The sequence below is a fragment of the Ruegeria sp. AB11 genome (genome assembly GCF_056536325.1).
Genome location: NZ_JBQFJO010000002.1, coordinates 471,882 through 489,004, shown reverse-complemented (window position 1 = coordinate 489,004; position 17,123 = coordinate 471,882). Strand labels below are relative to the sequence as shown.

Annotated in this window: 14 protein-coding genes and 1 pseudogene; 11 read left to right on the top strand and 4 right to left on the bottom strand. The window is 55.3% G+C overall.

Going from position 1 to position 17,123, the window contains the following annotated elements:
* Positions 1-60 precede the first annotated feature (60 nt).
* The 4 genes from ACR3EJ_RS21835 to ACR3EJ_RS21820 are packed head-to-tail and all read left to right on the top strand — an operon-like array spanning position 61 to position 1,886.
* Complete coding sequence (locus ACR3EJ_RS21835; protein ID WP_010443378.1) at positions 61-447, top strand: VOC family protein; 387 nt, start codon at positions 61-63, stop codon at positions 445-447.
* 24 nt (positions 448-471) lie between these two features.
* Positions 472-870, top strand: coding sequence for an MAPEG family protein (locus ACR3EJ_RS21830; protein WP_170543683.1), 399 nt, complete (start codon positions 472-474; stop codon positions 868-870).
* A complete protein-coding gene (locus ACR3EJ_RS21825; protein ID WP_170543681.1) occupies positions 870-1,214 on the top strand; it encodes a TfoX/Sxy family protein in 345 nt (114 codons plus the stop codon). The genes ACR3EJ_RS21830 and ACR3EJ_RS21825 overlap by 1 nt, the downstream gene beginning before the upstream one ends.
* A 12-nt stretch (positions 1,215-1,226) precedes the next feature.
* Entirely contained in the window at positions 1,227-1,886 is a 660-nt protein-coding gene (locus tag ACR3EJ_RS21820; protein WP_170543679.1) for a DUF2461 domain-containing protein, read from the top strand.
* Between the two features lie 153 nt (positions 1,887-2,039).
* On the opposite strand, the gene ACR3EJ_RS21815 is transcribed toward ACR3EJ_RS21820, so the two are convergent.
* The 3 genes from ACR3EJ_RS21815 to ACR3EJ_RS21805 form a co-directional block, all read right to left on the bottom strand.
* On the bottom strand, positions 2,040-3,455 hold the full coding sequence (locus ACR3EJ_RS21815; protein WP_170543677.1) for an FAD-binding oxidoreductase: 1,416 nt from the start codon (positions 3,453-3,455) through the stop codon (positions 2,040-2,042).
* A gap of 117 nt (positions 3,456-3,572) precedes the next feature.
* Complete coding sequence (locus ACR3EJ_RS21810) at positions 3,573-3,830, bottom strand: DUF4242 domain-containing protein (RefSeq protein ID WP_010443373.1); 258 nt, start codon at positions 3,828-3,830, stop codon at positions 3,573-3,575.
* Positions 3,831-3,856: 26 nt separating this feature from the next.
* Complete coding sequence (locus ACR3EJ_RS21805) at positions 3,857-7,456, bottom strand: adenylate/guanylate cyclase domain-containing protein (protein WP_170543675.1); 3,600 nt, start codon at positions 7,454-7,456, stop codon at positions 3,857-3,859.
* Between the two features lie 338 nt (positions 7,457-7,794).
* Between ACR3EJ_RS21805 and ACR3EJ_RS21800 the strand changes: the two are divergent.
* Both ACR3EJ_RS21800 and ACR3EJ_RS21795 read left to right on the top strand, forming a co-directional pair.
* A pseudogene (locus ACR3EJ_RS21800) lies at positions 7,795-8,474 on the top strand (IS6 family transposase).
* Between the two features lie 84 nt (positions 8,475-8,558).
* Positions 8,559-9,254 carry a HipA domain-containing protein gene (locus tag ACR3EJ_RS21795; protein ID WP_480423530.1) on the top strand — a complete coding sequence of 232 codons (696 nt, stop codon included), beginning with the start codon at positions 8,559-8,561 and terminating at the stop codon, positions 9,252-9,254.
* Between the two features lie 62 nt (positions 9,255-9,316).
* Here the strand turns inward: ACR3EJ_RS21795 and ACR3EJ_RS21790 are convergent, their stop codons facing one another.
* Entirely contained in the window at positions 9,317-9,946 is a 630-nt protein-coding gene (locus tag ACR3EJ_RS21790) for a response regulator transcription factor (protein WP_010443368.1), read from the bottom strand.
* 218 nt (positions 9,947-10,164) lie between these two features.
* Between ACR3EJ_RS21790 and ACR3EJ_RS21785 the strand changes: the two genes are divergently transcribed.
* Genes ACR3EJ_RS21785 through ACR3EJ_RS21765 form a run of 5 tightly spaced genes read left to right on the top strand, consistent with a single transcriptional unit; the run spans position 10,165 to position 17,122 of the window.
* A complete protein-coding gene (locus ACR3EJ_RS21785; protein ID WP_170543673.1) occupies positions 10,165-11,406 on the top strand; it encodes a pyridoxal-phosphate-dependent aminotransferase family protein in 1,242 nt (413 codons plus the stop codon).
* 28 nt (positions 11,407-11,434) lie between these two features.
* On the top strand, positions 11,435-12,631 hold the full coding sequence (locus ACR3EJ_RS21780) for a malate--CoA ligase subunit beta (protein ID WP_170543671.1): 1,197 nt from the start codon (positions 11,435-11,437) through the stop codon (positions 12,629-12,631).
* Positions 12,631-13,521, top strand: coding sequence for a succinate--CoA ligase subunit alpha (sucD, locus tag ACR3EJ_RS21775; protein WP_170543669.1), 891 nt, complete (start codon positions 12,631-12,633; stop codon positions 13,519-13,521). Before ACR3EJ_RS21780 ends, sucD begins: the two co-directional genes overlap by 1 nt.
* A complete protein-coding gene (locus ACR3EJ_RS21770) occupies positions 13,521-14,492 on the top strand; it encodes a 2-hydroxyacid dehydrogenase (RefSeq protein ID WP_170543885.1) in 972 nt (323 codons plus the stop codon). The genes sucD and ACR3EJ_RS21770 overlap by 1 nt, the downstream gene beginning before the upstream one ends.
* A complete protein-coding gene (locus ACR3EJ_RS21765) occupies positions 14,492-17,122 on the top strand; it encodes a phosphoenolpyruvate carboxylase (RefSeq protein ID WP_170543667.1) in 2,631 nt (876 codons plus the stop codon). The genes ACR3EJ_RS21770 and ACR3EJ_RS21765 overlap by 1 nt, the downstream gene beginning before the upstream one ends.
* Position 17,123: the final 1 nt, after the last annotated feature.

The following is a 17,123-nucleotide window of genomic DNA, read 5'->3' as shown; positions in this document are numbered from 1 at the left end:
GGATATCGCGCGTCCTTGGATCAGACCCGTATGTGGCGGGCGTAACCAAGGGAGAAGCACATGAGTATTCTTGAGATGACCACTGTCGGAAACTCCGGCTGGATCGGACATTCCGGCCCCGATCAGGGCAAAGCCAAAGCCTTTTATCAAGAGGTGCTGGGCTGGACGATCAATGACATGCCCATGCAGGACGGATCAAGCTATTCAGCCGCCGTTGTTGGCGAAACCGCAATTGGTGGCTTTTCCCCAATGCCAGAGGATAACGGTAGCTGGACGATCTTCTTTACCGTGGCCGACGTGGACGCCAGCGTCGCCAAGGCTGAGGCCAAAGGTGCCGCGATTGTCCAGCCTGCTATGGATATGCCGGGGGTCGGTCGCATGGCCACTCTGACTGACCCGCAAGGGGCACGGTTTGCGCTAATCACATATGAGAGCATGGCGTCCTAAGCGCAATCAAAGAGGAGGCATAACATGGAACAGTTTCCGCAGATCGCGCTGGTCGTCACTGCTATTTTTGTTTTGATGAGTATTCCGATGGCGATCGCCGTTGGTGTGCGTCGCACCAAGACCGGGATCTCTTTGCTTCACGGTGAGGATGAAAACTTGCTGAGGCTGATGCGGGCGCATGGGAACTTCATCGAATACGTGCCGCTTGCATTGCTTGCCCTGGCGGGGGCAGAAATCGCAGGAACCCCATCCTGGCTGGTCGCCGCCTGCGGTGGTGTGCTGCTGCTTGCCCGCCTCGTCCACTATTTCAGCCTCAGCACTTCGGTGAATGGCAAGGGGCGTGCGGTAGGGGCGGCGCTGACGACCTTGGCCATGTTGGTGCTTGCGCTGGCAATCCTCTGGCAGCTTTGGATCTACAGCTGATGCCAGTGGATGAAACACTCAACGCCCGCATGCGAGATCCTCTGGCCGCGCATGTGGGCATTTCCGAAAAGCGGATGATGGGCGGCCTGTGCTTCTTTTTGAATGGCAACATGGTTTGTGGTGCGCGCAGACATCAGGATGGCGTGGGTCGGTTCATGTTTAGGGTGGGAAAGGTGAACGAGCCCACGGCATTGCAGGACCCCACAGCCCGCGCTGTGATTCACGGAACCCGCAAGCTGGGCGGTTTTGTTCGCGTTGACGCATCAGATTGCGATGACGCAGCCTTACTACGGTGGCTACAGCTATGCCTCGAACATGCCGCGGCGTTGCCCAAGAAAGACTGAACGGAGGATCATATGGCCCAATTCGATTGTTTTGATGCCGAGGCAGTGGGCTTCCTGCAAGAACTGAAGGCCAACAATACCAAGGACTGGTTTGCAGCGAACAAGGCGACGTATGAGACTCACATTAAAGCACCCAGCAAGCTGTTCGCCGAAGATATGGAGTTGGCGCTACGCGACTTGACTGGGCAGGATCATAGCAGCAAAATCTTTCGGATTCATCGCGATGTTCGGTTTTCCAAAGACAAGACACCCTATAACGCGCATCTGCACCTTGCGTTCCTACCGACAGGACAGGCGGTTCAGCCGCCAATGTGGCTCTTTGGCCTTTCCCCAGAAAAGCTGTCACTCGGATGTGGGGTGTTGCAGTACGACAAAGGGGCTTTGGACACTTTCCGCGATGCGATGGCGGGTCCTCTGGGCGCAGAGTTAACCCAGATCACATTAGAGATGCGAAATCGGGGTTTCAGGATCGGTGACCCGGAGTTGAAGCGCATCCCGCCCGGATTCGACAAAGACCACCCCCATGAGGAAGCGTTGCGGCGCAAGGGCTTTGCAGTTTGGATGGATACCGAGACCCCAGCCTTTGTTTTGAAGTCGAATCTGACGGAACTCACAGCCGCCGAGTTCGCCAAACTGATGCCAGTGTTTCAGCTGCTTTCGCGGATCACGTGACCCCACTACTGCGAACACAACAGATGGCGGCTTTTACGGGCGTAACGCAACCTGGATCCGGTTGGATGATCGGCAGGAACGAGAAATGCGGCGTGACGACAAAGCAGACCAATCAACATCAATCTGGATCAAATTATACAGTTCTGGATTCGATCACGCAGGCAAGATATTGTGGTTTACCCTGAACAAGTTGGTGGGGTCATATGTGCCCTTGATCTTAGAAAGCTTCTCACCGTTGTCACCATATGCTCCTGCCATGTGATCCGCTTCGTCTTCGGGCATAAAGTTGACATACGCACTACCGGTCGCGTGCGGTCGCATCTGGTCGTAAAGATCTCGCGCCCAAGCAATGCACTCGGCATCCTTGCTGGGATCCTCCCAACGCGTGTGAACATTCATGATGAAGTGAGCAGATCTCTGGGGATAAGCGGTGGAACCGGCCTCGACGCGCGCCATTGCTCCGCCCACATGGGCAATAAAAACTTCACACGCCGGGTCAGGAAGGCTGGAAATCGCCTCCAAGAGCCCTGATATTGCATCCGAAGAAAGTGCATCGAAATCATGGCTCTTCCAGTAGTTCCTGGCGCCTGGCGTCAACAAAGGATCAAAGGCGGCCTGCCAGTCTACGAACTTGTGGGGAGATATCACATCGGCGATTGGTTCACCTAGCGCGCGTAGTGCCGCCATAGCTTTTTCACCTTCGTCCATGGGCCCGCTATAGCAGGCAGCAAAGATCAAAACCTCTCGCCCATGCCACTCATCTGGCAGGAACGGTAGCGGGGGCGCTTTTCGCATCACGCTCCAGACGGTCAGCTCATCCGGGGAATTGTCAGCAATCGTAGCAAATTCAGCGAGGAGCTCTGGCGCATTTTCTATCGGATGAACAATGAGGCCAGACAGGACATCGGGTCCTAGCTCATGCAGTTGGAACTCAAATGAGGTCACCACGCCAAAGTTTCCACCCCCACCGCGGATTGCCCAGAAAAGTTCCGGGTGGCTTGCAGGGGATGCGGTTACAATGGCTCCGTCCGCAGTCACGACTTCCGCTGAGAGCAGGTTGTCGATCGTCATGCCAAAGTTCCGGGTGGTCCATCCAAAACCGCCACCAAGGGTAAGGCCCGCGATGCCCGTGGTCGAGTTGATGCCAACGGGAACGGTAAGTCCATGTGCCTGGGTTTCACGATCCACATCTCCTAGCAGAGCACCCGGTTCAACCCGAGCAGTCTTGCTGACAGGGTCTACGTGAACCGACCGCATCTGGGACAAATCGAGCATGACTGTTTCATCTGCGACGGCGTGCCCTGCAATCTGATGCCCACCTGACCGAACTGACATAACGAGGCCGGTGTCTCGTACGAAATTCACTGTCTTCTGCACATCGCTTGCTCCCAGAGCGCGGATCACGAAACCTGGGTAACGTTCGAACATGCTGTTCCACGTTGTTCTTGCGTCTTCGTATTCCGGGGTGCCTTTCTGGTAGACCCCGCCACGAAGCGATGCATCAAGAGCGCCCAACGCGTCTTGGTCCACTGTTGCCGTACCACCGTCGAGTGTTTTCAGATCAAACATGCGTAAGCCTCCCAATAGTCAGGTCGGGCTTCTTGCAAGGCTGCCTCAGCTAATTGCTATTTCCGTCGCGTTGTCTCGCGAAGTCGTTTCATTGAGGTGGGTAAAAATGACTGCGGATCAGGCAAATATTGCCGGATCAATCCGATCCACAGGTGTTATGACATCGGCAGGAATATTCAGTCGCTCAGCCGCCTTTCTGAGGCTCTCCTCATCAGGGGCTTCGTACAAGCAGTATGTTTTGCGCTTATCTGCGCTGAGGAACGAAAAAATCCATTCGACGCCGACTTCGTCATTGATTTCTTTGATGTGAATTTTGTCATCTTCACTGACGTTTAGCTGCTCGGCAAAATTTCTTTCAATTATGTATCTAGGCATTAAGTCCCCCAAACAGTTTAAGTACCTTAACTCGCTACTCCTTCGAGCTTTGACCTTAGGGAAACCATACCCAATTTCTGCGAAATTGCCAACGCTTCCCCTTCCAGTTGAAACGCCTGTTCCACATCCTTGGGGCGTCCCCGTCGCCTCAATGCGGATGCATAAGCCGCTTTGCTGTGCGCAATCCAAGGCGGGCATTTCATGCGCGTGTCAATTTCAATAGCCTTCTGGAACATTGTGTCTACGGCATCCCAGTCTTTCAACACCGTGCCCAGACCGCCAAGGCGTCGCGCTGCCGCACCTGCGCACACCGTCGTTGCACCTGCAGTGATAGTCAGTTCTTCGTACGGAGCCAGTAATTCATAGAGCGTCTTGGCATGTCCCTGATGTTCAATGGCGACGCATATGTCAGCCAGATAAGATAAGGTCGTTGAATACATAGCGTCGAGTGGAAGATCAAAGCCATTGTCGGCCATTTCATTCAGTATACGTTCAGCAGGTTCCTTGTATCCGAGCTCGGACGCGATAAGGCCAAATCCTGGTCTCCACGAGATGTCTTCGGGACTGTCCGCCATCAATTTCTTGATCACAGGCGCGACCTCGTGTAGTCGGTTTTGCTCGCGGCGGATGGTGAACATCTGAACCCCGAAGACGCCCTCAACATGTTCCCCATGGGTCTTTCGACCGATCTTTACCGCCTCGGTGGCGTGTTTTTCCGCTTGCTCAAAATCGCCGTCCATAATTGCAACCATGGCGCGTGCGTGTTTCTGAACCCAATAGAGTTGCAGATGATTGTCCTTTTCCGAAATCTCGGTGAGCAAGCCCAGAGATTGGTCCATCAACTCGCGGTCGGCCATCTCGGCACCTAAAAACAAGCTGAGAGTCCGGTTTCGTCCTTGATCGATACTGCCAAGATGCTCGGCCACACCATGCATAGCCTCCAGGTTTTCGCGCCAATGGCGGGTTTCTCTTCCCTTACGCGCAACGAATGGGGCTCCAAAATGCATCATCATTACCGAGAACTGGGATTTATAGTCGCCCAATTTTGCGGCCAGTTCCATGGATTGCTGCCCGAAACGCGCACCTTCGGAAAACTGACCTACGAACATATGGGCGCGCGCAAGTTGGCTCATCAATCTGCACCGACGGACTTCATCATCATCGGGCAAATCTTTCAGTGCATTATCGCAGAGTTCGATCGCCTCGCTGTGCCTTTCGCTGGACATCATGCATGAGTCAGCGAAGTGGTTGGCCGCGTCAGCGGCTAGCTCCACGTTGTGCAGCGCCCGGGCCGCGTTGGAAGCGTCTTTCAGAACTGCTATACCTTCAGGCAATTGGCCCAGACTGTCATAGCTGCGGCCGACCAAGATCTTGCCTTTGATCAATTCTGTATTGGAGTCTGAGCCAAGTTTTTCGGCGGCTCTTAAAGTTTCCTTGGCGTTCGTCATCGCTTCTTGGCTGGCAGATCGCACCAATGCCATTTCTGTCGCAATCTGCCATTTTTCAAACGCGGCACTCCAGTCCTCAGCCTCTGAAAGGTGGCGCGCGACCAGTTCAGGGCGACGCTCGATCTCAGATGGCCTTATCCGCATCAGAGCACGCGCCACGTCTGCGTGCTGTTGTCTCCGGGTTGAACTCAACATGGATTGATAAGCCGTATCGCGAATAAGCGCATGGCGGAAAACGAAGTGCCCTCGATTGTGTCCGCTTTCAAAGATCAAGCCTGTTCGAGAAAGCTCTTCGAGACATTTGTTGATATCGGATTCTTCAAGGCCCTTCGCGGCACATAATATGCTCGGCTCAAACTCCCGGCCAATAACCGATCCAGTAAGGGCGACCTGTTTTGCCTCTGGTGAAACTGCGTCGAGCCGCGCCATCAAAGCGCCTTTCAATGACGATGGTATGTAGCCTTGCCCCTGCTCGCCGGATTCGACAATGGCTCGGGTCACTTCTTCCACGAATAGTGGAACACCATCTGTTTTTTCAATTATTGTGGTGATCAAAGCTTTGTCCGGTCTCTTGCCTGTAATGTTTTCGACAAGGTTTGAGACATGCGCAGAATCAAATCGGCGCAAAACCAGAGACTGTACGTGTGTGTCCCCATCAACACGGGCGAATTCCCACCCGGGTCTGTGGGTTATCAAGATCATCAGACGAAGATCGGTGCATATCGACTTAAACCGCTCCAACAAGGCCTGTGTGGATGGGTCAATCCAATGAGCATCTTCTACGCAAAGAATAACCGGGCGTACGCTCGACCGCACCTGCACTGTGTGGATCAATGTTTGGATTGTCGTGTCGCGCTGCTCCTGAGGCGACATCTCGAGCACCTTTTGGGCGAGCGCACTACGAGGTGCGACCAATGCTGCAAAGACAGGCAGAACTTGTTCCCAATCCAACCCTGGCCGTCCTTCAAGCATCTTTCTGACATGATCAAGGATCAGATTGTCATCAAAGTCCGGTTCAACACCCGCATCCTGGGATATTCGTTGGGCTACCGGATGAAATGGGCTGCTGCTGAGATAGGGGGAACAATTCAGCCTTATGACATCGGCTTGGTCGTTTTCAGTGATTTCTGCAAGGAATTCCTCTGTAAGCCGTGACTTTCCAATTCCGGCTTCACCGGAGAGTAGAACAACGTCTCCGTGACCGTTCTGAGAACGTTGCCATGATTGCAGTAGGATACCCTTTTCGTAGTCCCGGCCAACCATGACGCTGTCGACATCGTCTCGATGTGAGGCGCGGAACCGGCTTTCCGCACTGCGTTCCGACACCACTTTCTGCAGACTACGTGGTTCAGCAAACCCTTTTAGCTCTGCCTGCCCAAGAGATTTGAACTCGAATATCCGATGCAAAGTTGTCTCGGTTTCCTCAACTGACAAAATGACTGAGTTTGGCTCTGCATGTTCTTGAAGCCGTGCCGCAAGGTTGACGACCGGACCAGTCATGGCCCCTTCCTCATATGTGTTTTCACCAATGGTATCGCCGACCACAACATCACCGCTCGCAACTCCCAGTCTGACGGACAAAGACTCTCCGTCAGGCGTCTTGAGTTTTTTGACACGGCGAACAGACTCAAGGCCGGCTTTTACCGCCCGAATTGCGTGATCTTCATAAGCCCGCGGCCATCCGAAAAACACGAGAAGACCATCACCCAAGTACTTTGCAACGTAGCCACCGTATCGGCTTACGGCTCCTGCAACGGCATCTTGATAGTTCTGTAGCAAGTCCCGCATGTCTTCGGGATCAAAGCGATTGGTGAGTTCAGTCGAGCCGACAAGATCGGCAAACAAAACTGTTACGTGACGCCTTTCTGCAGTAGGCGGTTCAACATACTTCTGTTTGCGCAGATCATCACTTTGTGAATCGTCTAAGGTCAGCGCTTGTTCGTCTTCAGGCGCTTGAACACCAGCTGCTGGTAACGGTGAGGTTGCGGGTCTTTGGCCGTCTAGCTCGTGAATTGCAGCAAGGATGATTTTGCGGTGACCAAGGCTAACTCCAAGCTCTTTTAAGTCGTCGCCAGATAGTAATGGCAGAACGCGCGCATCAATATCGTTTTCCGCAAATACATCCGCGTACTGACTCAGATCGAGATCGTTTAACCACTTGTCTATTCCAGCCGACATCTTTGGATCATGCTGAGATACGCGATACTAATCAAGAATAGGCTTTCAAAATGAACTGATTATTCAATGAATGGCATCCGCTGTCATCTGTCTTCGGGTCACTCTACAATTCCGACTTTTGCCTTCGCATTCTAGATTTACGCGACTGGTTGATTAGCGGCACGCGCTCTATATTTTGCCTTTGAAAGCGACTTTGTCGGCAGTGCGGTTACTCACCACAATTCGACGAACGACCGCACCGAGCCCATCTCGGGGATCTGTTGCAAACTTTTAGCCATTGACGCTCGCGCCACCAACAGGTGAATGACCTTCAGAATTATCAAGTCGAAAGTCTATTCATAATCTCCTTTAAAGGCCAACAATATCCGAAGGATGTGATCCTCTTTGCTGTGTTCTTCTATGTTAGACACGGCGTGTCTTACCGAGATCTTGAAGAGATCATGCGCGAACGAGCCTATCGGTTGATCACACCACACTGAACCGTTGGGTCACACAGTATCCCGCTGCAATCGCAGAAGCAGCGCGTCGACGAAAAAGGCCGTGCGACCGTTCCTGAAGAATGGACGAGACGTACATCAAAGTGAAAAGCGCGTGGGTCTATCTCTACCGAGCCGTCGACAAACACGGCAAGACACTAGATTTCATTTTATCCCGGCGTCGCAACAAATAAGCTGCCACCAAGTTCTTCGCCCGAATGCTGGAAGCCAATGGCCTGCCTCGAAAGATCGTCATCGACAAAAGCGGCGCCAACACCGCAGGCATTAAGACCATCAACAAGATGCTTAAGAGCTTTGGCTCTCTGATCCCTATTGAGATGGTCAGACGGAAATACTTGAACAATATCGTTGAGCAGGACCACCGTTTCATCAAGAGGCGAACGCGCCCGCTGATGGGGCTCAAAGCCTTCGCATCCGCGTCCGGGACGCTGGACGGAATCGAAGTCGCGAACATGATCCGCAAGGGTCAGTTCACGCCCGGAATCTGTCCGTTTCGTCAATTCGCAGCACTGGCCGTTTAGCTCCCCTGCAATCGCTTAAACAGTTCATCGTTCCCAAAAGATTGCAACAGAACCCTGCGCAACCTTGCGAGCGCGCCCCTTGGCTTGGACGCAGACGACGACTTCCGCATTTCCATAGCAGGGGCGCAGGAGAAAACGGCGCTGCTGCGCTACGATGGCGCGTGGATCCGCCCGTCTGGGTTCAACCCTACAACCCATATCCTCAAAACCCAGCTTGGTGTTCTGCCTGCAGGGATCGATTTATCCGACAGCGTCGAGAACGAGTATTTCTGCATGAGCTTTTGTCGCGTCATGGGAATGGAGGTGGCGGAGGTCGAGATTGCCGACTTCGAGGACGTGCGGAGCCTTGTTGTGAAACGGTTTGATCGGCGTTGGGCCAAGGATGGTCGATTGATCCGCCTCCCGCAGGAAGACTTTTGCCAAGCGCTCACATTCCTGCCTAGCCAGAAATACCAATTAGACGGTGGGCCGAGGATCAAAGAAAGCGTCGGGTTGCTAGTGGGTAGTGATGACCCCGAGGCAGATGAGCGCGCGTTCTTGCGCACACAGGTGCTGTTTTGGCTCTTAGGAGCGAAAGACGGGCACGCCAAGAATTTCAGCTTTGCTTTGCGTCCAGGCGGACTCCGCATGACCCCGCTCTATGATGTGCTAGGCGCCCAGAAAGCCGTAGATGACGGTCAATTTCGCCAAAATCGGATGCGTCTTGCAATGGCGGTCGACGTCGGACGGCTGCCTTTCATGCGGTATGATCAGCAGATCATGCTGCCACTTTTAACATAGTTTAACTTACCCACCGGAATTGCGAGATCGCTAGTAGATGCTCGGCCATAGGCGCAATTTGGTTAATCTGAGGCTGCGCCAGAAGAATAGTAGAAAGCAATCGCTTGCGTCCTGTTTTTAACCGAGAGCTTTTCATAGATGTTGCTCAGGTGAAATTTGACGGTATTTGTCGAGATTTGCAGGTCCTTCGAAAGTTCGCGGTTGGATAGGCCCTTGGCCAGCGCTTCAAGGATGACGCGCTCTTTGCGGGAAAGGCTGTGAATTGGGTCCTGCTGCATCTTCCGTACATCGATGAATGGAAACACCATTTTACCAGCCGCCACGTCCGCGCAAGTTTCCAGCAATACTTCAACCTCACCCGACCGGGATGCGAACCCTGCCGCGCCTGCCTGCATGGCGAGGCGCGGAACATCTCCGACCTCATCGCCATAGATGACAAATCGGGGTACGTTTTCCTGTTCCCGCAGAACTTCGATCAATTTGGCCGCACCGAGAACCGGCAAATTCCATGCAATTACGCAAACCTTGACTGGTACCCTCATGACCGCGCCCAGAAACCCTTCGGCGGTGGCTGATGTGGCAACTAGAGAGAATCGCGGATCACGTTCAAAAATCTCCGACATGGCCGACAACACCAGCGGATTGTTGTCGGCCAACATAACGTCAATCGGTTGTTGTGGAAGCTCTGACATTGATTTTACATCCAAAATTCAAACTTACTACCCATTTGTATAAGTGCAAAATTAGTATACTCTAGTATTCTTGCCAAAACGGGTAGGTTTTTCCCCATTCTATTAGAAGTCCTAAAGCAGTAGTAAGTTACGTTGCGTGCCGATGCAAGCAAGGCTTTCCTGATCCACAACACGGTATTTGGGTGTGGCTGAACACCCCAATGATCAAGGAGGATCGAATGAATTCCCAGATTTATCCCACGCTCAAAATCCCCCAGACCTTGGCTGCCGGCCCGGGACCGGGAAATACCGACGCCCGCGTTCTGCAGGCATTCGCAAGCGCAGGGGTAGCTGACCATATGCAGGGTGATGTTTTGCGCGGCATGGTCGAATGCAAACTCATGTTACGCGAGATCTGGGGCACCTCGAACACCTATACCTTCGCGGTCGCGGGCACTGGTTGGAGCGCGCTGGATACCATGTTTTCGGCCGTCATGCCCGGCGACAAGGTTGTTGCATTCAACAACGGTACCTTTTCCGGCATCGATACACTGACCCTACGCATCAAGGCAGCAACGCCGGAAGAGCATGCAATCAACCCTCTGGACCCACAGGCTGCAAGTGTCACTGTCATCGACGTGCCGCATGGTCAGTCGGTGACCGGCGAAATGGTCGAGGCTGCTTTGGCCAAGCACAAACCCAAATGGGCGTTCATGGCGCATTGGGAAACGGGTTCAGGTCGTATCAATGATCTGCGCGGGTTCTCCGATGCTTGTGAACGCCATGGCGCTATGGGTCTGATCGATGCAGTTTCGTCTTTGGGTGTCGAGGATTTTCAAATTGATGACAACCCGGGCATCGCAGGCTGGGCATCTTGCCCGCAAAAGGGCCTGTGCTGTCTGCCGCTGACCTACGCACCGGTCAGCTTTACGGACACTTATATCGACAGCCTGAAATCTTCGGGTGCTTATAGCTATGTCCACAATCCCATTTTCGAGGCCCGTCATTGGGGAATCGTCGATGGGCAGGACGTCGAGAAAGGCACCTATCACCGGACCCATTCCGGGTACGCTGTGGCCGCCTTCCATGAATCCCTTCGTCTGACGCTGACTGAAGGATTGGCTAAGCGGTCAGCCTCGTACCGCACACATGAAAAGGTGCTGCGTGACGCCGTTACCGCAATGGGATGCGAGGTGACCTCGGACATGCCCAGTCTTCTGGTCCTTAATCTGCCACCGGAACTGGCGGGGCGCGAGATGGAGCTTGTGCAGAATTGCCGTGCGCGTGGGTTCGGCATCTGGCCGACGCTCAGCGCACCGGTACAGGTCCGGATCGGCATCCTCAATCAACTCAATCGCCAGGCGATTAGTCAGATCATCCGTTTGTTCGCAGACGCGATGCGAGAACTTGGTGGCAACGTCGATTTCGAGGAGATCGAGGCGCTGCTCGAAAGCCGATACGGCACGTCGATTGCGGCCTGATCACACTGCATGAACGGGAGGAATGCAGATGGATATTCATGAGTACCAAGCGAAAGAAGTTCTTTCGAATTTCGGTGTTGCCATACCATCCGGCGCGCTGGCCTACAGCCCCGAGCAAGCGGCCTACCGCGCGCGTGAGCTGGGTGGGGACAAGTGGATTGTCAAAGCCCAGGTGCATGCAGGCGGTCGAGGAAAAGCCGGCGGTGTCAAGCTGTGCGACAGCGAAAACGAGATCCACGCAGCCTGCGACGAGATGTTCGGGCGCAAGCTGGTGACCCACCAGACCGGGCCGGAAGGAAAAGGCATCTACCGCGTTTATGTCGAATCCGCCGTGCCGATCGATCGCGAGATCTATCTGGGCTTTGTTCTGGACCGCTCCAGCCAGCGCGTGATGATCGTCGCCTCTTCGGAAGGTGGAATGGAGATCGAAGAGATCTCGGCTGAACGCCCTGACAGCATTGTCCGTTCAATCGTGGAACCCGCCGTCGGGCTGCAGGAGTTTCAGGCACGCGAGATCGCCTTCAATCTCGGGCTGGAACCCCGTCTGGTTCAGCAGATGGTCCGGACGTTGCAGGGCTGTTACGCCGCGTTCAGCGAACTTGACGCGACCATGGTCGAAATCAACCCGCTAGTCATCACAGGGGATGACCGTGTACTGGCGTTGGACGCCAAGATGAGCTTTGACGACAACGCCCTGTTTCGTCATCCGCAGATCGCCGAACTGCGCGACAAAAGCCAGGAAGACCCGCGCGAAAGCCGCGCGGCGGATCGGGGGCTTTCATACGTGGGTCTCGAAGGCAATATTGGCTGTATCGTGAATGGTGCTGGTCTGGCCATGGCCACGATGGACACAATCAAACTGGCGGGTGGCGAGCCCGCAAATTTCCTGGACATCGGAGGCGGGGCGTCGCCGGAGCGTGTAGCCAAGGCCTTTCGCCTGGTTCTGTCCGACAACAATGTCCAGGCGGTTTTGGTCAATATCTTTGCCGGTATCAATCGCTGCGACTGGGTTGCCAAAGGTGTCGTGCAGGCACTTCGCGAATTGGAAATCGACATCCCCGTTATTGTGCGGCTAGCCGGGACAAATGTCGAAGAAGGCCAGAAGATCCTCGCCAAGTCCGGCCTGCCGATCATCCGCGCCACAACGCTAATGGAAGCCGCCGAACGGGCCGTGGGCGCATGGCAGAACGATCTGACCCAAAACACCAAGATGAGGGCCGTGTAATGAGCATTCTTCTCGACCGCGACACGCGCGTTATCGTGCAAGGTATCACTGGACGCATGGCGCGCTTTCATACCAAGGACATGCTGGAATATGGCACCAATGTAGTCGGCGGCGTCGTTCCCGGAAAAGGCGGCGAAACCGTAGAAGGTGTGCCCGTATTTGACACCGTCAAACAGGCTGTCGAAGCCACCGGCGCAGATGCAAGCCTTGTGTTTGTCCCGCCGCCTTTTGCTGCGGATTCGATCATGGAGGCCGCCGACGCGGGTATCCGCTATTGCGTTTGCATCACCGACGGCATTCCGGCTCAGGACATGATCCGCGTCAAACGCTACATGTATCGCTATCCCAAGGACAAGCGCATGGTGCTGACGGGCCCGAACTGTGCCGGAACGATCAGCCCTGGCAAAGCTCTGTTGGGGATCATGCCAGGACATATCTACCTGCCGGGCAATGTCGGCATAATTGGCCGCTCGGGGACGCTTGGCTATGAGGCTGCGGCGCAGCTGAAAGAGCGCGGGATCGGAGTTTCGACCAGCGTCGGCATCGGGGGTGATCCGATCAACGGTTCCTCGTTCCGTGACATCCTCGAACGCTTTGAATGGGATGAGGACACCGAGGTTATCGCCATGATCGGCGAAATCGGCGGGCCGCAAGAGGCTGAAGCGGCAGAATACATCCGCGATCACATCTCGAAACCCGTCATTGCCTATGTTGCTGGTCTGACCGCGCCAAAAGGGCGGACTATGGGCCATGCCGGTGCGATTATCTCGGCTTTTGGTGAAAGTGCATCGGAAAAGGTCGAGATTCTGTCCGCCGCCGGTGTGACCGTTGCCGAAAACCCTGCCGTCATCGGTGAAACGATCGCCCGTGTCATGGGAAAGGCTGCGTGATGGTCAAGCCTTCGGTTCTTGTCACCCGTCGTTGGCCTGCTGCGGTCGAAGCGCAGTTGACCGAGAACTACAACGCTGTGCTTAACACCGGAGACAAACCAATGTCCCCGGCCGAATTCCGCGATGCGCTGAAAAGCTATGACGCGGTTTTGCCCACAGTTACGGACACACTCAGCGCCGAGGCGCTGGACGTACCCGCAGCACAGACCAAAATCCTCGCCAATTATGGCGTCGGTTACAGCCATATCTGCGAACCATCGGCGCGCAATCTTGGGATGACCGTGACCAATACACCGGATGTCCTGTCAGAATGTACCGCCGATCTGGCCATGACATTGCTGTTGATGGTTGCCCGTCGCGCCGGTGAAGGCGAGCGCGAATTGCGCGCTGGAGACTGGTCCGGTTGGCGTCCGACCCACCTTGTCGGCACGAAGGTCAGCGGCAAGACGCTTGGCATTATCGGCTTTGGACGGATCGGTCAGGAAATGGCGCGGCGCGCACATCACGGCTTTGGCATGAAAATTCTGGTCCAGAACCGTAGCGCAGTGTCGGCCGAGGTGCTGAAACAGTTCAATGCAGCACAGGTCGAAACGGTCGATGACTTGCTGCCACAATGCGATTTCGTCTCGCTGCATTGCCCCGGAGGATCGACGAACCGGCACCTGATCAACGGGCGCAGGCTCGACCTGATGAAGCCTGACGCATTCCTTATAAACACCGCACGCGGCGAAGTTGTGGACGAGCACGCTCTGGTACAGTCGCTGATGTTCGACACGATCGGCGGCGCGGCGCTGGATGTCTTTGACGGCGAACCTCGGATCAGCCCGGACCTGCTGCAGTGCGACAATCTGGTGATGTTGCCCCATCTGGGCAGCGCCACGCGCGAATCCCGCGAAGCCATGGGGTTCCGTGTACTCGACAATCTCAGCGACTTTTTTGCGGGCCGCACTCCACGGGATCAGGTGATCTGATGCAAGCACTGGCGCGGAATATTCAGCCCACCCCAGAACCTTCGAACTATGCCGAAGGGTTGCGTTCGGAATTGCGGGTGTTGTGGCGGAACATTTTGCTGAAACGGGCGCCTCATGTAGCGACATGGGCCGAGTCTTCGCCGCTGCAGCCTATTCCCGCCGGGCCCGAGGCGACTCCGTATTTGCAGGCCCTGTCGATCTGGTTCCAACTGTTGCGCATCATCGACGAAAACGCCGAAGTCAGAGATCGTCGCCTGGCCGAGACCAATAGCGGCCCCGAAGCGGTCGAAGGCGGGTTTTCCGAGGTGTTGTCCGACCTGTCCCTGACAGACAGCCAAATGGAAAAACTGACCGCTGATCTTTGTGCTGGCCCCACCCTGACCGCGCATCCAACCGAGGCCAAACGGGTCACTGTACTGGAAATCCACCGGCGGATTTATCGCAACCTTGTCTGTCTTGAAACGCAACGCTGGACCCCAACCGAGCGCGCCAAATTGCTGAAAGGACTGGAAGGTGAGATCGATCTACTGTGGCTGACCGGTGAACTTCGCCTGACGCGCCCAAGCCTGCGCGATGAAATCGAGTGGGGTTTGCAATTCTTCCGGGATGCAATCTTTGACGCCGTCCCGCAGGTCATGGATCGGTTCGATCAGGCCTGCTTGCATATGCTGGGAAAGACCCTGAACGAAACACCCGATATCCGCTTTCACAGCTGGATCGGCGGCGATCGGGATGGCAATCCGAATGTCACGACCGAGATGACCGCAGTGGCTTTGCAACGCGGGCGTGAAACGGTTCTGGACCTCTACCGTCAGGCCCTTGAACAGGCTGCAAGCAGGCTGAGTATCAGTGCCCTCATATTGCCGCTGCCCGATCTCAATAGGGCGCGTATACAAGAAATAATCAACCGGTTTCCAGAAGCTGGCCGCAATCGTAACGAACCGTTTCGGCAAGCTCTTAATGCCATTCGCCATCGGCTGACAGATGGCGGCTATGATCACATCTCACAATTTGTGAGTGATCTTGATGCGCTTGATAACGCATTGTGCGCGGTCAACGCCGATATTCTGGCACGACGGTATGTCCGCCCTTTGCGCCGCGCCGCAACGGTTTTTGGGTTCCGAACCACAACATTGGACATCCGCCAGAATTCGACCGTCACAACCGATGTTCTGGCCGAAATCTGGTCACAATCCGGCCAGGCTCCGGACTATGGCACGGCCGAATGGTCTGCCCGTTTGCGAACCGAATTGTCGGATCAGAACCTGCCTTATCAAAACCGCGACGCGCTGAGCGATCAGGCACAGGAATTGCTCGCCCTTCTGGCGTTGGTCTACAGCGTGCGATCAGAGCCAGATCCCAAGGCAATCGGTCCGTTCATCCTGTCCATGACCCGTTCTGCCGATGATATTCTCGGCGTCTACCTACTGGCCCGCTACGCCGGGTTTGGATCCGAAACTCTGGATATATCAGTGGTCCCACTGTTTGAGACGATTGCAGACCTGCGCAATGCTCCGGCGATCCTGCAGGATGTACTGGGCGTACCACTCGCTCGTCGCAGTCTCAAAACCGACGGCAACACAATCGAGGTCATGCTTGGATATTCGGACAGCGGAAAGGACGGTGGCTATTTCTGCTCAACATGGGAGTTGGAGCGCGCCCAACGCCGGATTGTGTCGGCACTTGCCTCGCAAGGCTTCAAGGTCACATTTTTCCATGGTCGCGGCGGCTCGGTCAGTCGGGGCGGCGCACCTACCGGACGCGCCATAGCTGCGCAACCCAGTGGAACGATTGCCGGACGGTTGCGCGTGACCGAACAGGGCGAGGTTGTTTCAACTAAGTATGCCAACCGTGGGACGGCTGCGGCGCATCTGGAATTGCTGCTTTCAAGCACGCTGCGCCATACAGCCAACCCAGGCGAAACCCCTGCCCGGCCCGAATTCGACGATGCGCTGGATGCCTTGTCTGAACTGTCGCAGACAGCCTATGTCTCGCTTCTGCAGATGCCGGGTTTTCTGGAATATTTCCAGCAGGCAAGCCCGGTCGAAGAGCTTGCCCGCCTTAAGATCGGGTCACGCCCGGCCCGTCGGTTCGGCGCGGCCAGTCTGGATGATCTGCGGGCCATTCCGTGGGTTTTCGCGTGGTCGCAGAACCGCCACCTGATCACCGGTTGGTACGGGTTTGGGGCCGCTATGGCTAGCTTCCGTAAATTCCGGGGCCAGCGCGGTGATGAAGTGTTGCAGGACATGTTTAAGCACTCCCGTCTGTTCCGTCTCGCCGTCGATGAGATGGAGAAATCGCTTTATCAGGCAGATATGAGCATCGCTGCGAAATACGGCGAGTTGGTGTGCGACGAGGAATTCCGCCAGAACATATCGCAGGCAATCGAAGCGGAATACGAAAGGGCCTGCAGAGCAGTACAGTTTCTGACCGGCGATCAGACCATCGGCCACCGTTTCCCCCGCCTGCGCGAGCGCTTCGATCGAAAACGGGCGGAACTGGATCGCATTCACACACTGCAAGTCGAACTGCTGCGACAAGCGCGAAGCGAGCTGCAGGCAGGATCGGTACCTGTGCCTTTGCTGCAATCCATGAACGCCATTTCCGCTGGCCTTGGCTGGACTGGCTAAC